The sequence below is a fragment of the Methanobacteriaceae archaeon genome (assembly GCA_013403005.1).
Classification (GTDB): domain Archaea; phylum Methanobacteriota; class Methanobacteria; order Methanobacteriales; family Methanobacteriaceae; genus Methanobacterium.
Genome location: JACBOA010000011.1, coordinates 14,188 through 30,365 on the forward strand (window position 1 = coordinate 14,188; position 16,178 = coordinate 30,365).

At 37.1% G+C, this 16,178-nt stretch carries 16 protein-coding genes; 6 read left to right on the forward strand and 10 right to left on the reverse strand.

Going from position 1 to position 16,178, the window contains the following annotated elements; genetic code table 11:
- The first annotated feature begins 140 nt into the window (after positions 1-140).
- Together thpR and cca are read left to right on the forward strand one after the other, a co-directional pair.
- Positions 141-689, forward strand: a complete 549-nt coding sequence (gene thpR / locus HVN35_08405) for an RNA 2',3'-cyclic phosphodiesterase (GenBank protein NYB52562.1) — start codon at positions 141-143, stop codon at positions 687-689.
- A 225-nt stretch (positions 690-914) separates the two neighbouring features.
- Positions 915-2,378, forward strand: coding sequence for a CCA tRNA nucleotidyltransferase (gene cca, locus HVN35_08410; GenBank protein NYB52563.1), 1,464 nt, complete (start codon positions 915-917; stop codon positions 2,376-2,378).
- Positions 2,379-2,472: 94 nt separating this feature from the next.
- On the opposite strand, the gene priS is transcribed toward cca, so the two are convergent.
- Complete coding sequence (priS, locus tag HVN35_08415) at positions 2,473-3,441, reverse strand: DNA primase catalytic subunit PriS (GenBank protein NYB52564.1); 969 nt, start codon at positions 3,439-3,441, stop codon at positions 2,473-2,475.
- A 3-nt stretch (positions 3,442-3,444) separates the two neighbouring features.
- Positions 3,445-4,869 carry a DNA primase gene (locus tag HVN35_08420; GenBank protein NYB52565.1) on the reverse strand — a complete coding sequence of 475 codons (1,425 nt, stop codon included), beginning with the start codon at positions 4,867-4,869 and terminating at the stop codon, positions 3,445-3,447.
- 301 nt (positions 4,870-5,170) lie between these two features.
- Between HVN35_08420 and metG the strand changes: the two genes are divergently transcribed.
- The 4 genes from metG (at position 5,171) to HVN35_08440 (ending at position 10,513) form a co-directional block, all read left to right on the forward strand.
- A complete protein-coding gene (gene metG, locus HVN35_08425; protein ID NYB52566.1) occupies positions 5,171-7,174 on the forward strand; it encodes a methionine--tRNA ligase in 2,004 nt (667 codons plus the stop codon).
- A gap of 163 nt (positions 7,175-7,337) precedes the next feature.
- A complete protein-coding gene (locus HVN35_08430) occupies positions 7,338-8,903 on the forward strand; it encodes a DUF530 domain-containing protein (protein ID NYB52567.1) in 1,566 nt (521 codons plus the stop codon).
- 173 nt (positions 8,904-9,076) lie between these two features.
- Complete coding sequence (locus HVN35_08435; protein ID NYB52568.1) at positions 9,077-9,535, forward strand: helix-turn-helix domain-containing protein; 459 nt, start codon at positions 9,077-9,079, stop codon at positions 9,533-9,535.
- Between the two features lie 6 nt (positions 9,536-9,541).
- A complete protein-coding gene (locus HVN35_08440) occupies positions 9,542-10,513 on the forward strand; it encodes a multidrug transporter (GenBank protein ID NYB52569.1) in 972 nt (323 codons plus the stop codon).
- 234 nt (positions 10,514-10,747) lie between these two features.
- Here the strand turns inward: HVN35_08440 and HVN35_08445 are convergent, their stop codons facing one another.
- The 8 genes from HVN35_08445 to HVN35_08480 form a co-directional block, all read right to left on the reverse strand.
- Complete coding sequence (locus HVN35_08445) at positions 10,748-11,668, reverse strand: tetratricopeptide repeat protein (GenBank protein NYB52570.1); 921 nt, start codon at positions 11,666-11,668, stop codon at positions 10,748-10,750.
- 20 nt (positions 11,669-11,688) lie between these two features.
- The gene (locus HVN35_08450) at positions 11,689-12,186 is read right to left on the reverse strand and encodes a hypothetical protein (protein NYB52571.1); all 498 of its coding nucleotides are present in this window, start codon (positions 12,184-12,186) and stop codon (positions 11,689-11,691) included.
- Positions 12,183-12,902: a recombinase RecA gene (locus tag HVN35_08455; protein ID NYB52572.1), complete on the reverse strand. Its 720-nt coding sequence runs from the start codon at positions 12,900-12,902 to the stop codon at positions 12,183-12,185. The genes HVN35_08450 and HVN35_08455 overlap by 4 nt, the downstream gene beginning before the upstream one ends.
- Positions 12,903-13,061: 159 nt before the next feature.
- A complete protein-coding gene (locus HVN35_08460) occupies positions 13,062-13,784 on the reverse strand; it encodes an ATPase (GenBank protein ID NYB52573.1) in 723 nt (240 codons plus the stop codon).
- A 5-nt stretch (positions 13,785-13,789) separates the two neighbouring features.
- Positions 13,790-14,962, reverse strand: a complete 1,173-nt coding sequence (locus HVN35_08465) for a GTP-binding protein (GenBank protein NYB52574.1) — start codon at positions 14,960-14,962, stop codon at positions 13,790-13,792.
- A 2-nt stretch (positions 14,963-14,964) separates the two neighbouring features.
- On the reverse strand, positions 14,965-15,342 hold the full coding sequence (locus HVN35_08470; protein ID NYB52575.1) for a roadblock/LC7 domain-containing protein: 378 nt from the start codon (positions 15,340-15,342) through the stop codon (positions 14,965-14,967).
- A gap of 115 nt (positions 15,343-15,457) precedes the next feature.
- On the reverse strand, positions 15,458-15,775 hold the full coding sequence (locus HVN35_08475) for a hypothetical protein (GenBank protein ID NYB52576.1): 318 nt from the start codon (positions 15,773-15,775) through the stop codon (positions 15,458-15,460).
- Positions 15,762-16,106: a hypothetical protein gene (locus HVN35_08480; GenBank protein NYB52577.1), complete on the reverse strand. Its 345-nt coding sequence runs from the start codon at positions 16,104-16,106 to the stop codon at positions 15,762-15,764. The genes HVN35_08475 and HVN35_08480 overlap by 14 nt, the downstream gene beginning before the upstream one ends.
- Positions 16,107-16,178 lie beyond the last annotated feature (72 nt).

Consider the following 16,178-nt stretch of genomic DNA (forward strand, 5'->3'; position numbering starts at 1 on the left):
ATAAGTCAAAAAAGAAAAAATAAAGTAAATAAGCTCTTAAACATTGAACTATGAAAATTTCCATTAAAATTAATCATTGAAAAGAGAAAAAATCATCGATTAAAAAAAAAAACCTGCATGTATGAAGCTAGGTGATTTTAATGCGAGCATTTTTAGCAGTGGACGTTGATAGCAGATTACATTATAAAATACAGAAAATTCAGAAGGAATTAATAAAAACTGACGCACCACTCAAGTTAGTGGAGCTAGAAAATTTGCATTTCACCTTTAAATTCTTCGGTGAAATAAACTCTTCCCAGACTGAAGATATCATCAATATTACTCAGGAGAAACTAGAAAATCACCAGGATTTTACCATGAATATCAAAGGAACTGGTGTGTTTCCCCACCCCGGATATATGAGGGTTCTCTGGTTGGGTGTTGATGATCCCAGTAACTTTTCCGCACTTCAGAAAGATTTGGATGAGGAATTTGTGAAGATGGGCTTTAAAAAGGAGCGCAGCTACATACCACACCTCACCATTGCCCGAATTAAAGGAGCCCATAACAAGGAATTCCTGGCTGATAAAATCAAGGATTTGGAGGATGTGGAAATTGGTCAGATGAATGTAGGCAAACTGGTGTTGAAAAAGAGTGAACTTACCCCGGCGGGTCCAATCTACAGCGATGTTAAAGAATTCTTTATTTGATGAACAATCTGATCATTTTAATGAATGGCTTTTCTAATGTGTGTGCATTAATGTGTGTACATCTGAAGAAGATATTGATACGATATTCATACTAATATTTATACTAAATTTATAAACTGGATAAAGAAGTGAATTGGATAACTTAATTTGAATTAAGATGTTAGTTAATTAAGTTTTCAGTTAATTAAGAGTTGAATAAAAATTTTAAAGGATCGAGGTATCTAATTGATTGATTTTAAGACGATTTTAGAGGATATTGAACCTTCAAAGGACGATGAAAAAAGAGTTCATGATTTATCACACACTTTAATGGAAATAATTGATATTAATGCTCAGAAAGAAGGTATTAATGCTAAATCAACTCTCCTTGGTTCTGTGGCTAAAAATACCTGGATAATAAGCAAGGACAGTGGTAAAGATTTGGATATTGATATCTTTATCAAATTCCCTTTAAGCACATCTCTAGATGATCTAAAAATTAAGGGTTTGGAACTGGCCAGAAGGTGCATTGAAGAAGCAGGTGGGACCTATGAAGAACGTTATGCATCACACCCTTACTTAACCGGGACCATAAAAGGTTTCCAAGTAGATATCGTTCCATGCTATGATATAAAACACGGAAGCGAGTTGAAATCGGCAGTTGACCGTACCATTCTTCACACGGATTATGTAATGAGAAATCTGAAAAAAAGCCAGGAAAAAGAGGTTCGGTTATTAAAACGCTTCATGCAAATGGTAGGAACTTATGGATCAGAATTCAAGGTAGGGGGATTTTCCGGTTACCTGTGTGAATTGCTGGTGATTTATTATGGTTCCTTTTTAGATGTTCTCAAAGGAGCTTGGGAAGAATGGAAACCCGGCTACCATATTGATCTAATGAATTATGGGACTGAAAATGAATTTAATGATCCCCTGGTTGTGGTGGACCCTACTGATAAAAATAGGAATGTTGCAGCTGCACTAACCCTTCAAAAGATGTCAGAATTTGTATTGGCATCATGTAATTTCCTCAGAAAACCTAAAAAATCTTACTTCTACCCCAAAGATGTTGTTTATAACCGAAAAAACATCCTAGAAGAGTTCAACCGGAGAGAAACCACCAGCCTCATTCTCACCTTCCCTGCTCCAGATATCCCTTCAGATGCCCTGCACCCCCAGATCAGGAAAACAGAGAAATCACTGGTAAAGATCCTGGAAACTGAGGATTTCAGTGTTTTGGGAAGCGATTCATGGAGTAATGCAGATGTTGAAGACAAAACTACACAGATAGTTGAAAAAGATAGGGTTAATAGGGGTAATAGGGGTGAAAATGGAAATAGAAAGGTTTTTATCCTCCTGGAAATGAACACTTGGAGCCTACCCCTCTTTAAAAAACGTAATGGTCCATCCATCTGGGATAAAAAAAATACAGTGAAATTTCTTAAAAAGCATCACAGTAGCTGGATTGAGGGTGATGTGTGGAAAACTTTATCTAAACGTAGATATCAGGATGTTGATTCCTTAATCCACGGGATCCTTAAACCAGATGGAATCAGCCGCTTCCGAGCAGGGAAACATTTGAAAAAGGAAATCCTAAAAAACTATGCATTAAATGATGTTTCAGATGTTTTAAATACTGATAATGTGGAAGAAGGCTTGCTGGAATTTCTGTACCATTACCTTCATAAAGGTGAATTATTGGTTCGATAAATTGTTGTTCGAGGTATTATTACCAAAAGTTAAGGTAATGTAATCAAAATATTTTAAATAAACCAATAATTAAAAAAGAAAGATATATCTAATTTTAATCCTTTCTTTCAAAAACGAAGTTAGGTACAGCATCCTCAAAGGGATCAAAACTCTCAAGATTCTTAATGAGGGTGCATTTCATACTTACTCCTGAATGGAGTGAAGAAGGGAGTCTGAGTATTCTTTTAAGATCTATAGAAACTTTAGCATCTACTAAAGTGAGGTTCAGGGAAGCTATGCCCTTTACCAGTTTGGCATATCTCTGGGGTCCTATGTTTTTCCGGAAAATACCCCACTGATCATTTTCTAAAAGTCTGCGGTGTTTTATGGCATCTTTAATCAGTTTCATATTTACTCCATCAAGTTCCATTGAGGGATCCAAGGATAATATTGCCTGTTTTACCCGGTCAGTGAATACCTTCGGATAAGCAAAGGGAATAGTAAAGTGTTCTAGGTTGTATTTCATACCATCATGGGAGTATTCACTACGAGGAACCTCGGATCCTACAATATATTTAAGCACCTGACTACGCACATCACTGTCTGTACGGGTTACCAGATCATCCTGCACCCGGATATGGTAACCACGACCTGAATAAACAATATGGATATCAGATAGTCCCAGATCACCGCTTAAAGTGTCAACCAATCCCTGCACTATTTCTTTGGCCTGGCCTAAGCAGATCTCACAGACATTAGCACATCCACAGGACCTTAGGGGTATATCCTTGGCATCCACATCAAAAACCAGTTCTGCCTTTATCCAGCCATCTCTCCGTCTTGGTTTGTGATAAAAGGCAACAGACGAGTAGGCAGCGAAAGGTGCCCGATAACGCATGAATTTCCTTAAATATTCAATGTTCTGGAACACCCGATAGCGATCATTGGGACCACGACCCATATGGTCAAAACCGAATTCCCTCTGGATAAGAGACTTGCGAATGAAATCAGGAACATCCTTCACACTCCACTCCTCTCTGTAGTACTGACGACGTTCATTGGGGTTAGCAGGTTTAAGATCCATATTTCACTCCTCCCCCAAGTTTTCATCACCTGAATCCATCCCCACATCAGAAAGAGAATCTGCCCCCATACCAGAATTAGAATCTTCTTCTCCATCATCTGAATTTTCATTTTCCTGATGTTCGAGCACCCACATCATCCTATTGTAGTAACTCAGGGGATTTCCAATCTTTTTACATACATCATCCGGTTTGCAGAGGTGAGGAAGGTGTAGTTTAATCTTCTCACAACTCATAGGTGTGTACCAAGTTGTTTCACCCTCGTGTTCCAGTTTAAGTGAGGGGTGCATCCCAAATCCGAGTTTCGCATTAATGTTAACCTTTTCTTGAGGCTGGTCATCGAATAAAGGAGGCTGACAGTTCTCTGCTGCCTCGTAAATCAGGGGAAGTATTTCATTTTCCACAATTTCCAGGTTAGGATCCTGATCTGATACCCTTTTAGTTACATTCATCCGGAATACATCGGGATAAAGACGGGCATAGGAAATAAATGGTGTCATGAACAGTACTATGGCATCGTTCCTTCCCCCTGATTTGATACCTTCCATGGCTGTTTTCACACACGGTGGGAACGCCAGAGGGTTCAGTGGCCCGATTTTCATAGGCCCTCCTCCACCCCTATTTGAACCATACCCATAACGTTGCATAGGCTCAGATAAGACTTCCGCCAACTGATCAGCAAGTTCCAGTAAAATCGGATTGGGTTCCACCATAATCCGAGCCTTTTCATTAACCTGTTTAATATAATCCTCAGTTGCCTGCATAATGAGTTTAACCATGATAACTTCCTTAAGTTCATCACCTATAAGAAGCTGGTACATACTCAGCGGGTTTCTGTGCTGTATCTTTGGCCCGAATCTCTGGATGAAGTCTTCCTGGTCAAGAATTAACTCTCCCTGGTCGAGAATCAAATCTGTGAGCTGTATTTTGCGTGAGCTGAGAAGCTCTTCAAAGAAAGTCCAGTGCACCCGGTCGTCTGCCAGGAGCAATTGCAGTGATTGTTCCACCATCATCCTAGCTTCATCAACATGAAGTTTACTCAGCCTTTCTTGGACTAGATCTCCTTGAGCTTCTACCATAACCCTGTTTTCACGTGAATTAGGTCCAAATTTAACCCCAATAGCCTGGCATAAAAGGTAGAAGGAAATGACATCATATTTAGTTATGGCAGGATCTGCTAAAAAGGAATATCTGCGAGCATTAAAATTTCTATCATTTTTCTTCTTGATATACCATTCCATCCTTTTTAAAGCTAGTTCCAGATAGTTTGAGGGTATTTCATCATCATCTACTATCTCCTGGGATGGATTGTGAGTCACAATATTTCTAAGCTCTGGAATGTCCTGTGATATCGCTTCAAAACTTCCCAGTTCCCTTACTATATCTTTACCCTCAGGAGATAGGGGGTTTAAAAAAGAGATGGAAACCATGATATCAATTGGTAGGTTATAATAAAAAAATTTTTACCAATTTATATTCACATGGATAATATTTTAGCTAAAATTAATCCCTGTTTAAAGGTAAGTATAAGATTTTATATTACATCAAATCCTAAATGAAATTAGATTTCATTATTGAATACAGATAGGTTTTATATGAATTTTTTAAATATTGAAATAGGCTTCTTAACACATCTTAATTTCAAACTAACTAATATAATGTTAATAATGTTAATAATATTTGTTAAGGGTTAATAATATTTCTTAAGGAGGAGTAAAATTGACTGGAGATTTGAATAAAGTTTTTATCACCTGCGCCCTACCCTACGCCAATGGTCCCTGCCACCTTGGACACTTGCGTTCTACTTACATACCAGCTGATATCTATGCCCGTTACAATCGAATGAAGGATAAAAATGTGCTATTTGTATGTGCCACTGATGAACATGGGACCCCCATTGCTGTTCAGGCAGAAAAAGAAGGTGTTCCTCCACTGGAGATTGCTACTCGTAACTATGAACTGATAAAAAAAGACCTGGAATCCTGTGACATCTCTTTTAACAACTTTTCCCGCACCACAGACCCTTTGCATTATGAGATTTCGCAGAATTTCTTTTTAAACCTTTACAAGAAGGATTACATTTATCCTAAAACCATTGAACAGCTTTACTGTCCTCAATGTGACCGTTTCCTCCCGGATAGGTATGTGGAGGGAATTTGCCCCCAGTGTAATGGTGAAGGTGCCCGTGGAGACCATTGCGAAACCTGCGGACGCCACCTGGAACCAGTGCAACTGATTGAACCTAAATGTCTAATATGTGATTCAACCCCAGAAGTGAGGGAATCAAACCAATACTACTTCCGTTTAAGCAGTTTCCAGGAACAGCTTAAAGAATGCATAAAAAATAATCCTGAATTACCACCCAACGTCCGTAATTATGCCCTGCAATGGATTAATGAAGGGCTTAAGGATTGGATACTCACCAGAGACATGGATTGGGGTATCCCTGTTCCCCTGGATGATGCTGATGGAAAGATAATCTATGTATGGGGGGAAGCATTCCTAGGTTACATATCCAGCGCAGCACAGTGGGCCAGAAGAAAAAATGAAGCATGGGAGCCCTACTGGGATGATCGTGCCGTGCATTTCATTGGTAAAGATATAATCTACCACCACAGCATATTCTGGCAAGCACTTCTCATGGCTTACGGTTGCAAATTACCCTACAACATAGTAGCTGGAGAATATCTGTCCCTTGAAGGTAAGAAAATGTCCACCAGTAAAAACTGGGTGATTTGGGTCTCAGATTTCACAGAAAAATTTGATTCAGACCTTTTGAGATATTACTTGGTGGCAAATGCACCCTTAACCCGGGATACTGACTTCTCCTGGGATGATTTCCAGAGAAGGGTTAATGATGAACTGGCAGATGTATTGGGAAACTTCATGCACCGTACATTCTCCTTTACACACAGATTTTTTGGGGGAAAAATACCAGAACCTGGAAATCTAAATGAAAGTGACTTGGAAGTCCAGAATGAAATAAATTCAACTCCTGGAAGAGTTGGAGAGTACATTGAAAACTTTAACTTTAGGGAAGGTCTTAAAGAGATAATTAAATTAGCTAAACTTGGAAACAAGTACTTCAATGACCAGGAACCATGGAAGGCTGTTAAGGAAAATCCTGAAAGAGCTGCAACTTGTATTTATATTTGTAATCAACTGGCAAAGGTTATCAGTGTGATTATTACCCCCTACCTCCCTAAGAAAGCAGAAGAAATGAGAAAAATTCTTCAGTTAAATGGTAATGAAAACATTGATGACAGTTATGATATAAAATGGGACCAATCTGCAGAGTTTCTAAAAGCAGGATGTTCCATCAATAAACCTAAACCCTTGTTTGTTAAAATTGAAGATAAAACCATCCAGAAAGAGAAGGATGAACTGTATAAGAATTTTGAAGAGGCACCTAACATGACAGAAATTATAACAATCGAAGATTTTATGAAAATGGACTTGAGAGTTGGAAAAGTTATTGGGGCAGAGAAAGTAAAAGGCTCAGAAAAGTTACTTAAACTCATGGTGGATGTTAAGAGTAAAAAGTTACAGGTGGTGGCAGGTCTGGCTACCAAATACTCTCCAGAGGATATACTGAATCAAAAAGTTATCGTAGTGGTGAATCTTAAGCCAGCCAAACTATTTGGCGTGAAATCAGAAGGAATGGTGCTGGCAGCTGGTGATAGCCTCTCTTTACTCACAGCTCCCGATGCGGATATTGGTGAAAAGATACAATGAGGTTTGCTTATTTTGCAATGATACTTGTCAGATCCTAAGATTTAAACACAGAATAAATTGGATATTTCCCATCCAATAACACGCTCCCATCTAACTGATAACCTAAATTTAACCTAAGAATACCTTGAATTTAAGAAATAAACACCAGGTGCGAAGGAATAAGATGAATGAATCTGTACTCATAGGAAAATCAGAACGTTTTCTGGAACAGATCAAGCGAAAACAAATTTCAATTGCTGGCATTGATGATCCAGAAAAGTTTTTGAATCTTTACAGTTACCTGAAAACCAATATGGATAAACTGCAAGATATGAGAGAGAACATGGAGCTGAAGGGGTATACGGCTCCCTATCGTTCTATCAATAAATATGGCAGGCCTGTTGCTGGTGAAATGAAGGCCGAGGATATGTATGATATCAGCCGCCACACCCAATATTTCCGGATGAATGCTGCTGCAAAAAAAAACATTCTGGACAGAGTTAAATCTGCTATTTCATCTCATCGCATTGCAATTGGACACTTGGAAGAATTTGCCACCATTGAATGCATTTCCTGCCAGCGCAAATACAAAGGTCATGAGATTTCACTTCTTACCAAAAAGAAGTGTGAATGTGGGCAGGGAACTCTGAAGTTGCAGGTGAATGATGATGGTGTTTACCGCTTGGAAATAATACCATTTTTACCACTTTCAGGAGATTATATGGTTAAATTATCCCAGCTCAGTCCTAGAAGCCGGGAAACTTTTCGTAGCATGGTTCGTGTTATGAAACAGGAAAAAAGGGGAATAGTTAAAACCGTCTCCCTACTAATCAAGGTTTTAGAAGATGGTCGCTGGGTCCGGAAACGGGTTACCATTGATGCAGATGATGAGATGAACTATGAAAAGGAGATTCGCAGTCAGTATGGTTCCAATGCTCGAATCGAGATGATGCAATTTCACCGGAAGAAACCTTCTATTATAAATGACAAGCATACTCAAACAGCACTTTCACTGGGTTATGTTAAACATGCCGAAACACAGATACTCAAATTTTTACCCGATTTACTCGGGAAAAGCCTTTATAACATGGCTAAAGTTCAACATTACCAGAATTCAGTGGAAGAAGCTGAAAAAAAGGCAAATCTGTACCAGGATCTAGATGAAGCAGAAAATGTTAGGGAATTATTATTAACCAGACAACTTGATGAAAGCGGACTATTAGATGATAAGGGAGATCTTGACTGGCAGCTGAAAGAGGACCTTGAAGAGAAAGAAAAAATTGAAAAAAGTTTATTCCAGGAATTTCCCCGTATTTATTTGCTCTGGGACCTATTCCATTATTATTTAACCACATCCTATGACCGGAGAAATAAGTATTCCGGTCCTTTCCCTTATCTTCGCCCTAGTCTTGATTCAAATCAGATCAAAGCATTTCAAGACTTTAATATAGAAGTAATTCAGATCATGAAAGATTATCTCACCGAAAAAATTGAATACGTGCCTAATATGGGAAAAGTGTTATCTGGTAAATTTGCTGTTGAAAAGAAAATGAAAGGTTTGCACCTGCCAATGGGAGCAGCCCTGGGAGCTGCTTTCCTATCAAAAGAAACTAAAATACCAGTAGAGAAAACTGCAGAGTTATTCTCAGTAGATGTTAAAGATGTTTTGAAGGAGAAAGATAACCTGGAAACCCTTCAAAAACCAGTTTCCACCAGAGCCCAAAGATTCATGGAAATGATGAAAAGATAAAAAATTATAGGATTTTTTAAAAAAAAAATTAGATTAATTTCTTTAAAGGAAATGATGGTGAATTTCTCTAAAAATGGAAAATTTATACCCAGATGGAATTTAATGCTTAATTTCAATAATAAATGAGAGTAAATAAATCAGAAATATCACATGATACCCATGAGGTTAATTTCTTGAAAGATGAAATATATGTGAATGAACCATTATCATTCAGAAAGATTATGGAAATACTGGAAAAGAATCCTGATCTTAAAAAAATAACCTGCCCCCCCAGTTTATATTCACGAATCTCACCCAAATATCTGAAGGCACTAGATGAACTAGGAGTCGATGTTGTACCCATACAAAAAAAAGGGCGGCCAAAAAAATATGATGATAAAAAAATTGAAGAAATTCGACGCTTGATAAAGTCAGGGCAAACACCCCAGGAAATTTCTGAAACTCTGAATATACCCCTTAAAACTGTATATTACCTCAAAGATTCCCCCCTAAAAAGAGGTAGAAAAATTAAATATCCTCCTCAAAAAGTCCAATTAGTTAAAAAACTTTACAAAGATGGAATTTCTGCTAGGGAGATTGCATTTCGTTTGGAAATCCCCATCAGAACAGTTTATTCCCTATTAAAACGGTGACCCCTTATGGATCCTAATTATCTATTTCAATATCAGAACTTGATTTTAAACTCTTCAATTTGTGCATTGGTTGCATTTCTGGTAACTTTTTTTAGCATGCCCAGACTTATTAAAAAGCTTGAAGATGCTGAAATAGTTGGAAGAGATATTCATAAACCCTCAAAACCGCTGGTAGCAGAAATGGGTGGTATTGGTATTCTCTTCGGTTTTATCATAGGCATATTCCTGGGAATCTACTTCTATCCGGACCTTCAGTTTCAACTCATTATCACCCTACTGGTGATTCTACTCGTGGGGGTAGTGGGAATGGTGGATGATCTGGTTATGCTGTCCTCAAAGGAGAAGTTAATTCTACTTTGGCTAGCAGGACTACCTTTAATCTGGATTGCACCCCCTAATGTAGGGTTGATATATATTTTATCCATGCCTATTGCTGTTTCCATTGCAGCCAATCTAACCAATATGCTGGCTGGTTTGAATGGTATTGAATCAGGTCTCGGTGTTATTGCCATGACCTCCCTCAGTATCTCATGTATTATTATGGGCAAGTATGATGTGGCAGTTATAAGTATGTGTATGCTGGGTGCACTTCTGGCTTTCTTATACTACAACCGGCACCCCTCCAATGTTTTCCCAGGTGATGTGGGGACATTAATAATTGGTGCAACAATTGTAGTGGTGGCATTTCTAGGCAGGGTAAAAATCATAGCCTTAATTGTCCTTATACCCAATATTATTGATATGATATTAAAATTATACAGTGCCGGAGTAATGGAAAGACAGAAACACCAACCAACCCAGGTAGGGGAAGACGGGAAATTAGTGGCCCCTGAAAGTGGCTTCAATTCATTGATTCGCTGGATCCTCAAAACACCAATGCAGGAAAAAAATGTGGTTATCATTGTATGGTTAATAGGACTATTCTTCGGTGCAGTGGGAATAATCCTGGCATATGTTCTCAAAGCGAGTATGTTCTGATAATTTGATAAAATATAAAGAGTTATTAAAACTGTTAGATTGATTCAAGCCCTGAAAAAATAATTTTTTTGTATCCATACAACAAAGCAGGTATAGGTAAAAAACCACCAACTAAACACAGTAATATAATTCACTCTAATTGAAAAACAAAAATTGATACAAAAATTTATTTCATATATGGATATTTAGACAATTCAAACTAAATTTACCTTTAAAAAATTTTTGAAAAATTTATCAGCCGTAAATAGATTTTAAAAGTGCCAGGGCGGCTTTTTCCATATCTCTGTCCTTTAAATATTTGATAATCTCCATGGACTGGCGAAGATAAACAGAACCCTCATCAGTTTCACCTAATAAAAAATGAGCCGTCCCTATCATCAGCCTGGATATTGCTTCACCTTTTTCATCCCCGATTTTACGGAATAGATTCAAGGATCTAGTGAAAAATTCTAGGGATTTCTTAGTTTTCTCGTTTTTAAGGGATATGTCGCCCATTATTAAAAGTAATGCTGCTTCTCCCTTTTCATCACCAATACTGCTGGCCATTTCATAAGCTTCCTTTACATGACCCATGGGATTGTCAAATTTCTGGTAGGTACCATAAACTGCAGACTCTTCAAGAAGTCCAATAATATCATCCAATTTTTTCCCTATTTCTTCATAAGCTATTGTTTCATCTTCAGTAGAAATTTCACTACCTGCTAGTAACTGTGATTCACTATCCAAAGAAGAAGGTGCAAAATCTAATATTTTCTCCCTGTAAGATTCATCAGTTTTTCCTGTTTTATTTGCGCCTTCTATAGATTTAATTTTATTTAAAACCTCCTCCTTAAGAGGTGTGTCTATTTTAGAAGTTAATCTGAAGGATTGCTTGTAATAATCTAGTGCATTTTCAACATCATCCATATTATTATAAACATCACCTATTAAATCCAGTATAACAGCTTCTTGTTCTGTAAATTCTAATTCATGATATATGTCTGCTGCTTTTTCTAGAAAGGCAATTGCATCTTCAGTGTCTTCATTTTCATAATGGAGGGTAGCAATTTCCACCAGAAGATTTGCTTCAGCTTCCTGGTATTCCCAGAGTTGTTCCAATAACTCCTTGATTGAATTTTGAGAATCATTAGAATCAAAAACTTCTGTAATGAGCATTGACTTTAAAAAATTTGCATTCAACTTATATCACCCAGATAGCTGGTACATTTTCCTCCAGGCTGTCCCTCGGGATCGGCATCTATATGATAACTGTATTGTTTATTGGTTAGATTTTCTAAAAAATTAGCCAGTACAATGGAACGTAAACAAACATGGGGGATCACCCCCCTTTTAACCAGTTCTTTGCATGCTTCAGCCCTGCATGCAGTCATAGATATAGCCACATAATCGTTTTCTTCTTCAACAGTCACCGTACCTTCTTTAATAAATCCTACTGCTTCTAAACATTTTATAATAGATTCCATCACTTCTTTAAGACTTTTATTTTCAATATCTAAATCAATCCCACATGTACTTTCTAAATGACTCATAATATATTCAGTGGCATTCCAACCTAGACGCCGGGTATATGCTATATTATCACCTAAAAGCTCTTCTCTAGTTTTTTCAATACCATAAATCCAGCTACTCATGAGTAAATAATAGAGACCTTCCAGGTCAAGTTTTTCATTCACAGTATTTCCCCCTTCTCTAAAACCAGTCCATGGTCTGTTATATGATACTCTGCTGTTCCCAGTAAACCATCTGAAGATCTGAAAGTTAAATAACTCCCGTCAAGCATAATAACATTATCTACAATTGATTTAAGTATTTTTTCAGTGTTTTCATCTGTTACTCCTTCAGTATAGGATATTAAGACTGTAGAACCTGCTTCATATAGTCTGCGGATGTATGTTTTTAAAAACCTGATGACCATTGGTTCAGGGTTAAAAGCAAAAGGAGTGGTAAGTGAATCAAAAACTGAACGGAAGTTGTTGGATTTTTTGTAAACAAAACGAGTGCCTAAACCTACTTTAACCATCAGATCAGTGGGGTCATTGATTTTAGATAAAGTATATGTATTGCTGCTTTCAGCAGGAGATCCTGAAAGTGATGATATTGAATCAATTACATACAAAAGTTCTTTTTCCATCGGACTTTGCAGAAACCATCCGAAATCCATCATACTTTGTTGTAATTGTTTCATTCCCTCATCAGCAGTGATGTACAGGCAGGGCTCCTCAATGCTCAGCCCATGATATGCAAATTGATAACAAAAAATTGATTTACCCACTTTAGGTGGGCCATAGATTAATGTACTGGAGTTACGAGGGAAACCTCCAAGATCGTAGTCTCTTGAAGACCTTAACAACTCATCTAATCCTGGTATGCCTGATTCAACATCATTCATTATATCACTTTATAATGTTTCCTCTGTTTACCCTATACAATACGGTTTTTTTAATGTGAGTTTTCCATTCAATATGAATATAATAATGGATATAATTCAATATGGATCTAAGTCCTAGTTCTATAAGGAAAATATTATCTAATATAATCCTCAAGAATCTTATGAACCATTAATTAAGATATTTAAACCATCACTGGTGAGTTCATAGGAAGCATCTTTTTTTCCCATGCCTTTCATTGCTTCAATGGTTATTTTTTCTCCATCAAGTTTTACAATGTTATCAACCATGGACTTAATCATGATTTCTGTCTTTGAATCTGCAGATCCTTCGGTATAGGTGATTAATACAGTACTACCCGATTCTTTCATCCTTAAAATGTATGTTTTTAAAACACGGACAATTAAAAGTTCATTATTAGACTCTAGAATCGTGGTCAGGGAATCTATCAACCCCCTTGAACGAAGGCTGCTTTGGGAGATGGAACGCGCCCCTCTGGTGACTTTAACCAGGATGTCAGTTGGGTTTCGAACGGATGAAAGTTGATATCTATCGGATTCTTCCACATCTAAATCACTGGAAGCCGCATCAACCACATACAACATCCCCTTTTCCATATAATCATCCAGAACAAATCCCATATCAGCCATGTTTTGATAAATTTCAGACATGTCATGATCCGTAGTTAAAAAGAGACAGGGCTCATCCTGAGTCAGCCCATGGTAGGCGAATTCATAACAAAAAATGGACTTACCAACACCTTGCGGACCGTATATTAGTGTGGCTGTGTTTTCAGGAATACCTCCCAAACCCAATCCCAGGCCGTCATCAGAAGAGGTTAAATTATCAAATCCAGAAATACCCGAAGCAATGCGAACTATCATTGAGTTCACCTGTAAAGTAGTTCCAAAAGAGCATCCAGTGCATCTTCGATTCCCTCATCTTGGTGCAGGCTTACCGGAATGATGGGTATGCTGTGGTCTATGTTCATGACTTTTCTGATTTCTTCTGGTGATAATGCATCTGGAAGATCTTGTTTGTTGGCCACAATAACCTTGGGTATAGCTTCTGCCTTGCACCTTTTCATCATTTCCTTTGCTCGGGCAAATGTTTTAGGTTCAGTGGAATCCACCATTATAAATGCACCTACAGCTTCTTTAGACAAAACATCCAATATGAGGTCAAATCGTTCCTGTCCTGGAGTTCCAAAAACATCAGCAATAAATCCTTTGTATTCAACATGACCTATATCCATGGCTATAGTAGTGGGAACCTGACCTAGAGCCATTCTATCCACAGAAACAGATTCAGGTGCTATTTTTTTAACAAAAGTGGATTTTCCAGCGTTGAAAGGTCCGGTTACCAGTATTTTTGGGATGAATATCTTAACTCCACCTGGACGTAATATATTAAATAAAACCATGTTGCTGGAGGGAGTGGTCCAACTTGCACCGGTAACCATAAACCCCTGACCAATGATTACTCTTTCTTCAATGGTGTTAAGGTTAACCAAACAGTCCATAGATTCTTTTATTTGCATGATTAAATCATTTTCATAATCCCACTCAGTAAATATGTATAACAATATGGTTTCATTCTCTTTAGCAACCTTATTCCAATTTTTAATTATACGTATTGTTTCTCCTTCCTCTAAATAATCTATGAGAGTTGAAAGATTGTTAATTACACCCACACCACTGGGAACATCAGTGATTGCTTGAATTACAACTTCTTCTATTTGTGAATAATCTTCTATCCCATATTTGCCTGTTACTGGGGCGCCTATGAAGTATGAACTACCATCCACAAAAAAGGCATGGTTGTTTTCCAAATTTCTTTCAAGATCCCATCCAAATTTTTCGAATTCATATATTATGGAACTGGGTTCAGTCACATTGGTAAATATGAAACCATGATCTCCTTCTTCCAGCCGACTATAAAGAGTTTGATAACCAAAAGCCTCACACTCGACACCAGGATCAGCATAGAAAAGGACAGATGAACCTTCTGGTATTCCTCCACCTAAAAAATCGTCAAGTTTAGGAATGTGAGTTCTCTTCATAATCACATACCACCCATGATCTGGTTGACCTGTTCAGCAATTGATTCCATTTCAAAGAATATAAGTCCCAACTGAGCTTCAGGTTCAGTTAGTACGGTTAAAATAGCTTTGGGACCTGCGGGAATTAGCACTATGGTCCCTTTTTCAGTCTTTACAGAAATTTGGCTAACTGAACCCGTGGTCATCTGGCCAGATGCTGCTTCAGCCGCTCCCATGATTGTTGAACACAAAGCTGAAAAAATACGAGCATCAACATCCGGAGGAGTTCTGGAGTTAATTAAAAGTCCCTCTTTAGAAACTATGCCACATGCTTTTATCTGACCTACCTGCATCAGTGTTGTTAATATGTCATCCAGCTCTTCTTTTTTAGTTTTGGCCATTTATTTCCCCCGTATTTTTTATTTATTTTACATAATATTAACCATTGATCCCTTAATAATCAATGAAATAATCAACAATATCTATTATATCTTAGCTTCTTTTTAGAATTTTCGCTTATAATTTCACCATCCAGTATAATTTATAGAAAACATAAATCAATAAAAAGGTCAGTATTACACTTATAATGATGTATAAATTGTTTAATACTGGAATATCATAAAAATCATCAACGATATTAATGAAAACCGCGCATGAATACAGTATCATAGCCACTGCAAATATTTGGAAGACCTTAATTGTTTGTGATTTATTTGTAAATAAACGACCCAGTGCTGCAGTTTTATACTTTCTGAGATTTAAAAATATCATTAAGGGGAAAAAGAACAGTATTCCAAAGAGGAGGATATTGAAAATAGCATTATATATATTCATTTTCCTCACCTTTTTTAAGAACAGTTTGTAATCCATATACAAAATACAAAAGAGAAATAGCATAGAATATGGCTGTTAATTTTAAAATAAACACACTAGGATCGGGAAAAAGAGAATAATAGGTTTGTCCAAGCCAGAAGAAAAGTGCGCCCACTGCTATTATCAAAAATATTTTCTTTATTTGCTTTTCATGTAAAAAGATCATAGATGAAACAAAATCTTCGCTGTCTAATTGTTTTAATAGGATTATAGAGTAATAAATAAGTAGAATTCCTAAGGATATGGATGTAATATGTAATATAGCATCGATGAATTCTAACTGGTCAGACAAGTTAAATGCCTCCCCCTTTTCACAATACAATTATTAAATTGTTTTTCAAATAATTTAAATATTTCTTATAGA

Bases quoted from the DNA above. Each gene is read 5' to 3' on its own strand.
- thpR (NYB52562.1), top strand. From the start codon at position 141: ATGCGAGCATTTTTAGCAGTGGACGTTGATAGCAGATTACATTATAAA.
- priS (NYB52564.1), bottom strand. From the start codon at position 3,441: ATGGATCTTAAACCTGCTAACCCCAATGAACGTCGTCAGTACTACAGA.
- HVN35_08420 (NYB52565.1), bottom strand. From the start codon at position 4,869: ATGGTTTCCATCTCTTTTTTAAACCCCCTATCTCCTGAGGGTAAAGAT.
- HVN35_08430 (NYB52567.1), top strand. From the start codon at position 7,338: ATGAATGAATCTGTACTCATAGGAAAATCAGAACGTTTTCTGGAACAG.
- HVN35_08440 (NYB52569.1), top strand. From the start codon at position 9,542: ATGGATCCTAATTATCTATTTCAATATCAGAACTTGATTTTAAACTCT.
- HVN35_08445 (NYB52570.1), bottom strand. From the start codon at position 11,668: ATGCTCATTACAGAAGTTTTTGATTCTAATGATTCTCAAAATTCAATC.
- HVN35_08455 (NYB52572.1), bottom strand. From the start codon at position 12,902: ATGAATGATGTTGAATCAGGCATACCAGGATTAGATGAGTTGTTAAGG.
- HVN35_08460 (NYB52573.1), bottom strand. From the start codon at position 13,784: ATGATAGTTCGCATTGCTTCGGGTATTTCTGGATTTGATAATTTAACC.
- HVN35_08465 (NYB52574.1), bottom strand. From the start codon at position 14,962: ATGAAGAGAACTCACATTCCTAAACTTGACGATTTTTTAGGTGGAGGA.
- HVN35_08470 (NYB52575.1), bottom strand. From the start codon at position 15,342: ATGGCCAAAACTAAAAAAGAAGAGCTGGATGACATATTAACAACACTG.
- HVN35_08475 (NYB52576.1), bottom strand. From the start codon at position 15,775: ATGAATATATATAATGCTATTTTCAATATCCTCCTCTTTGGAATACTG.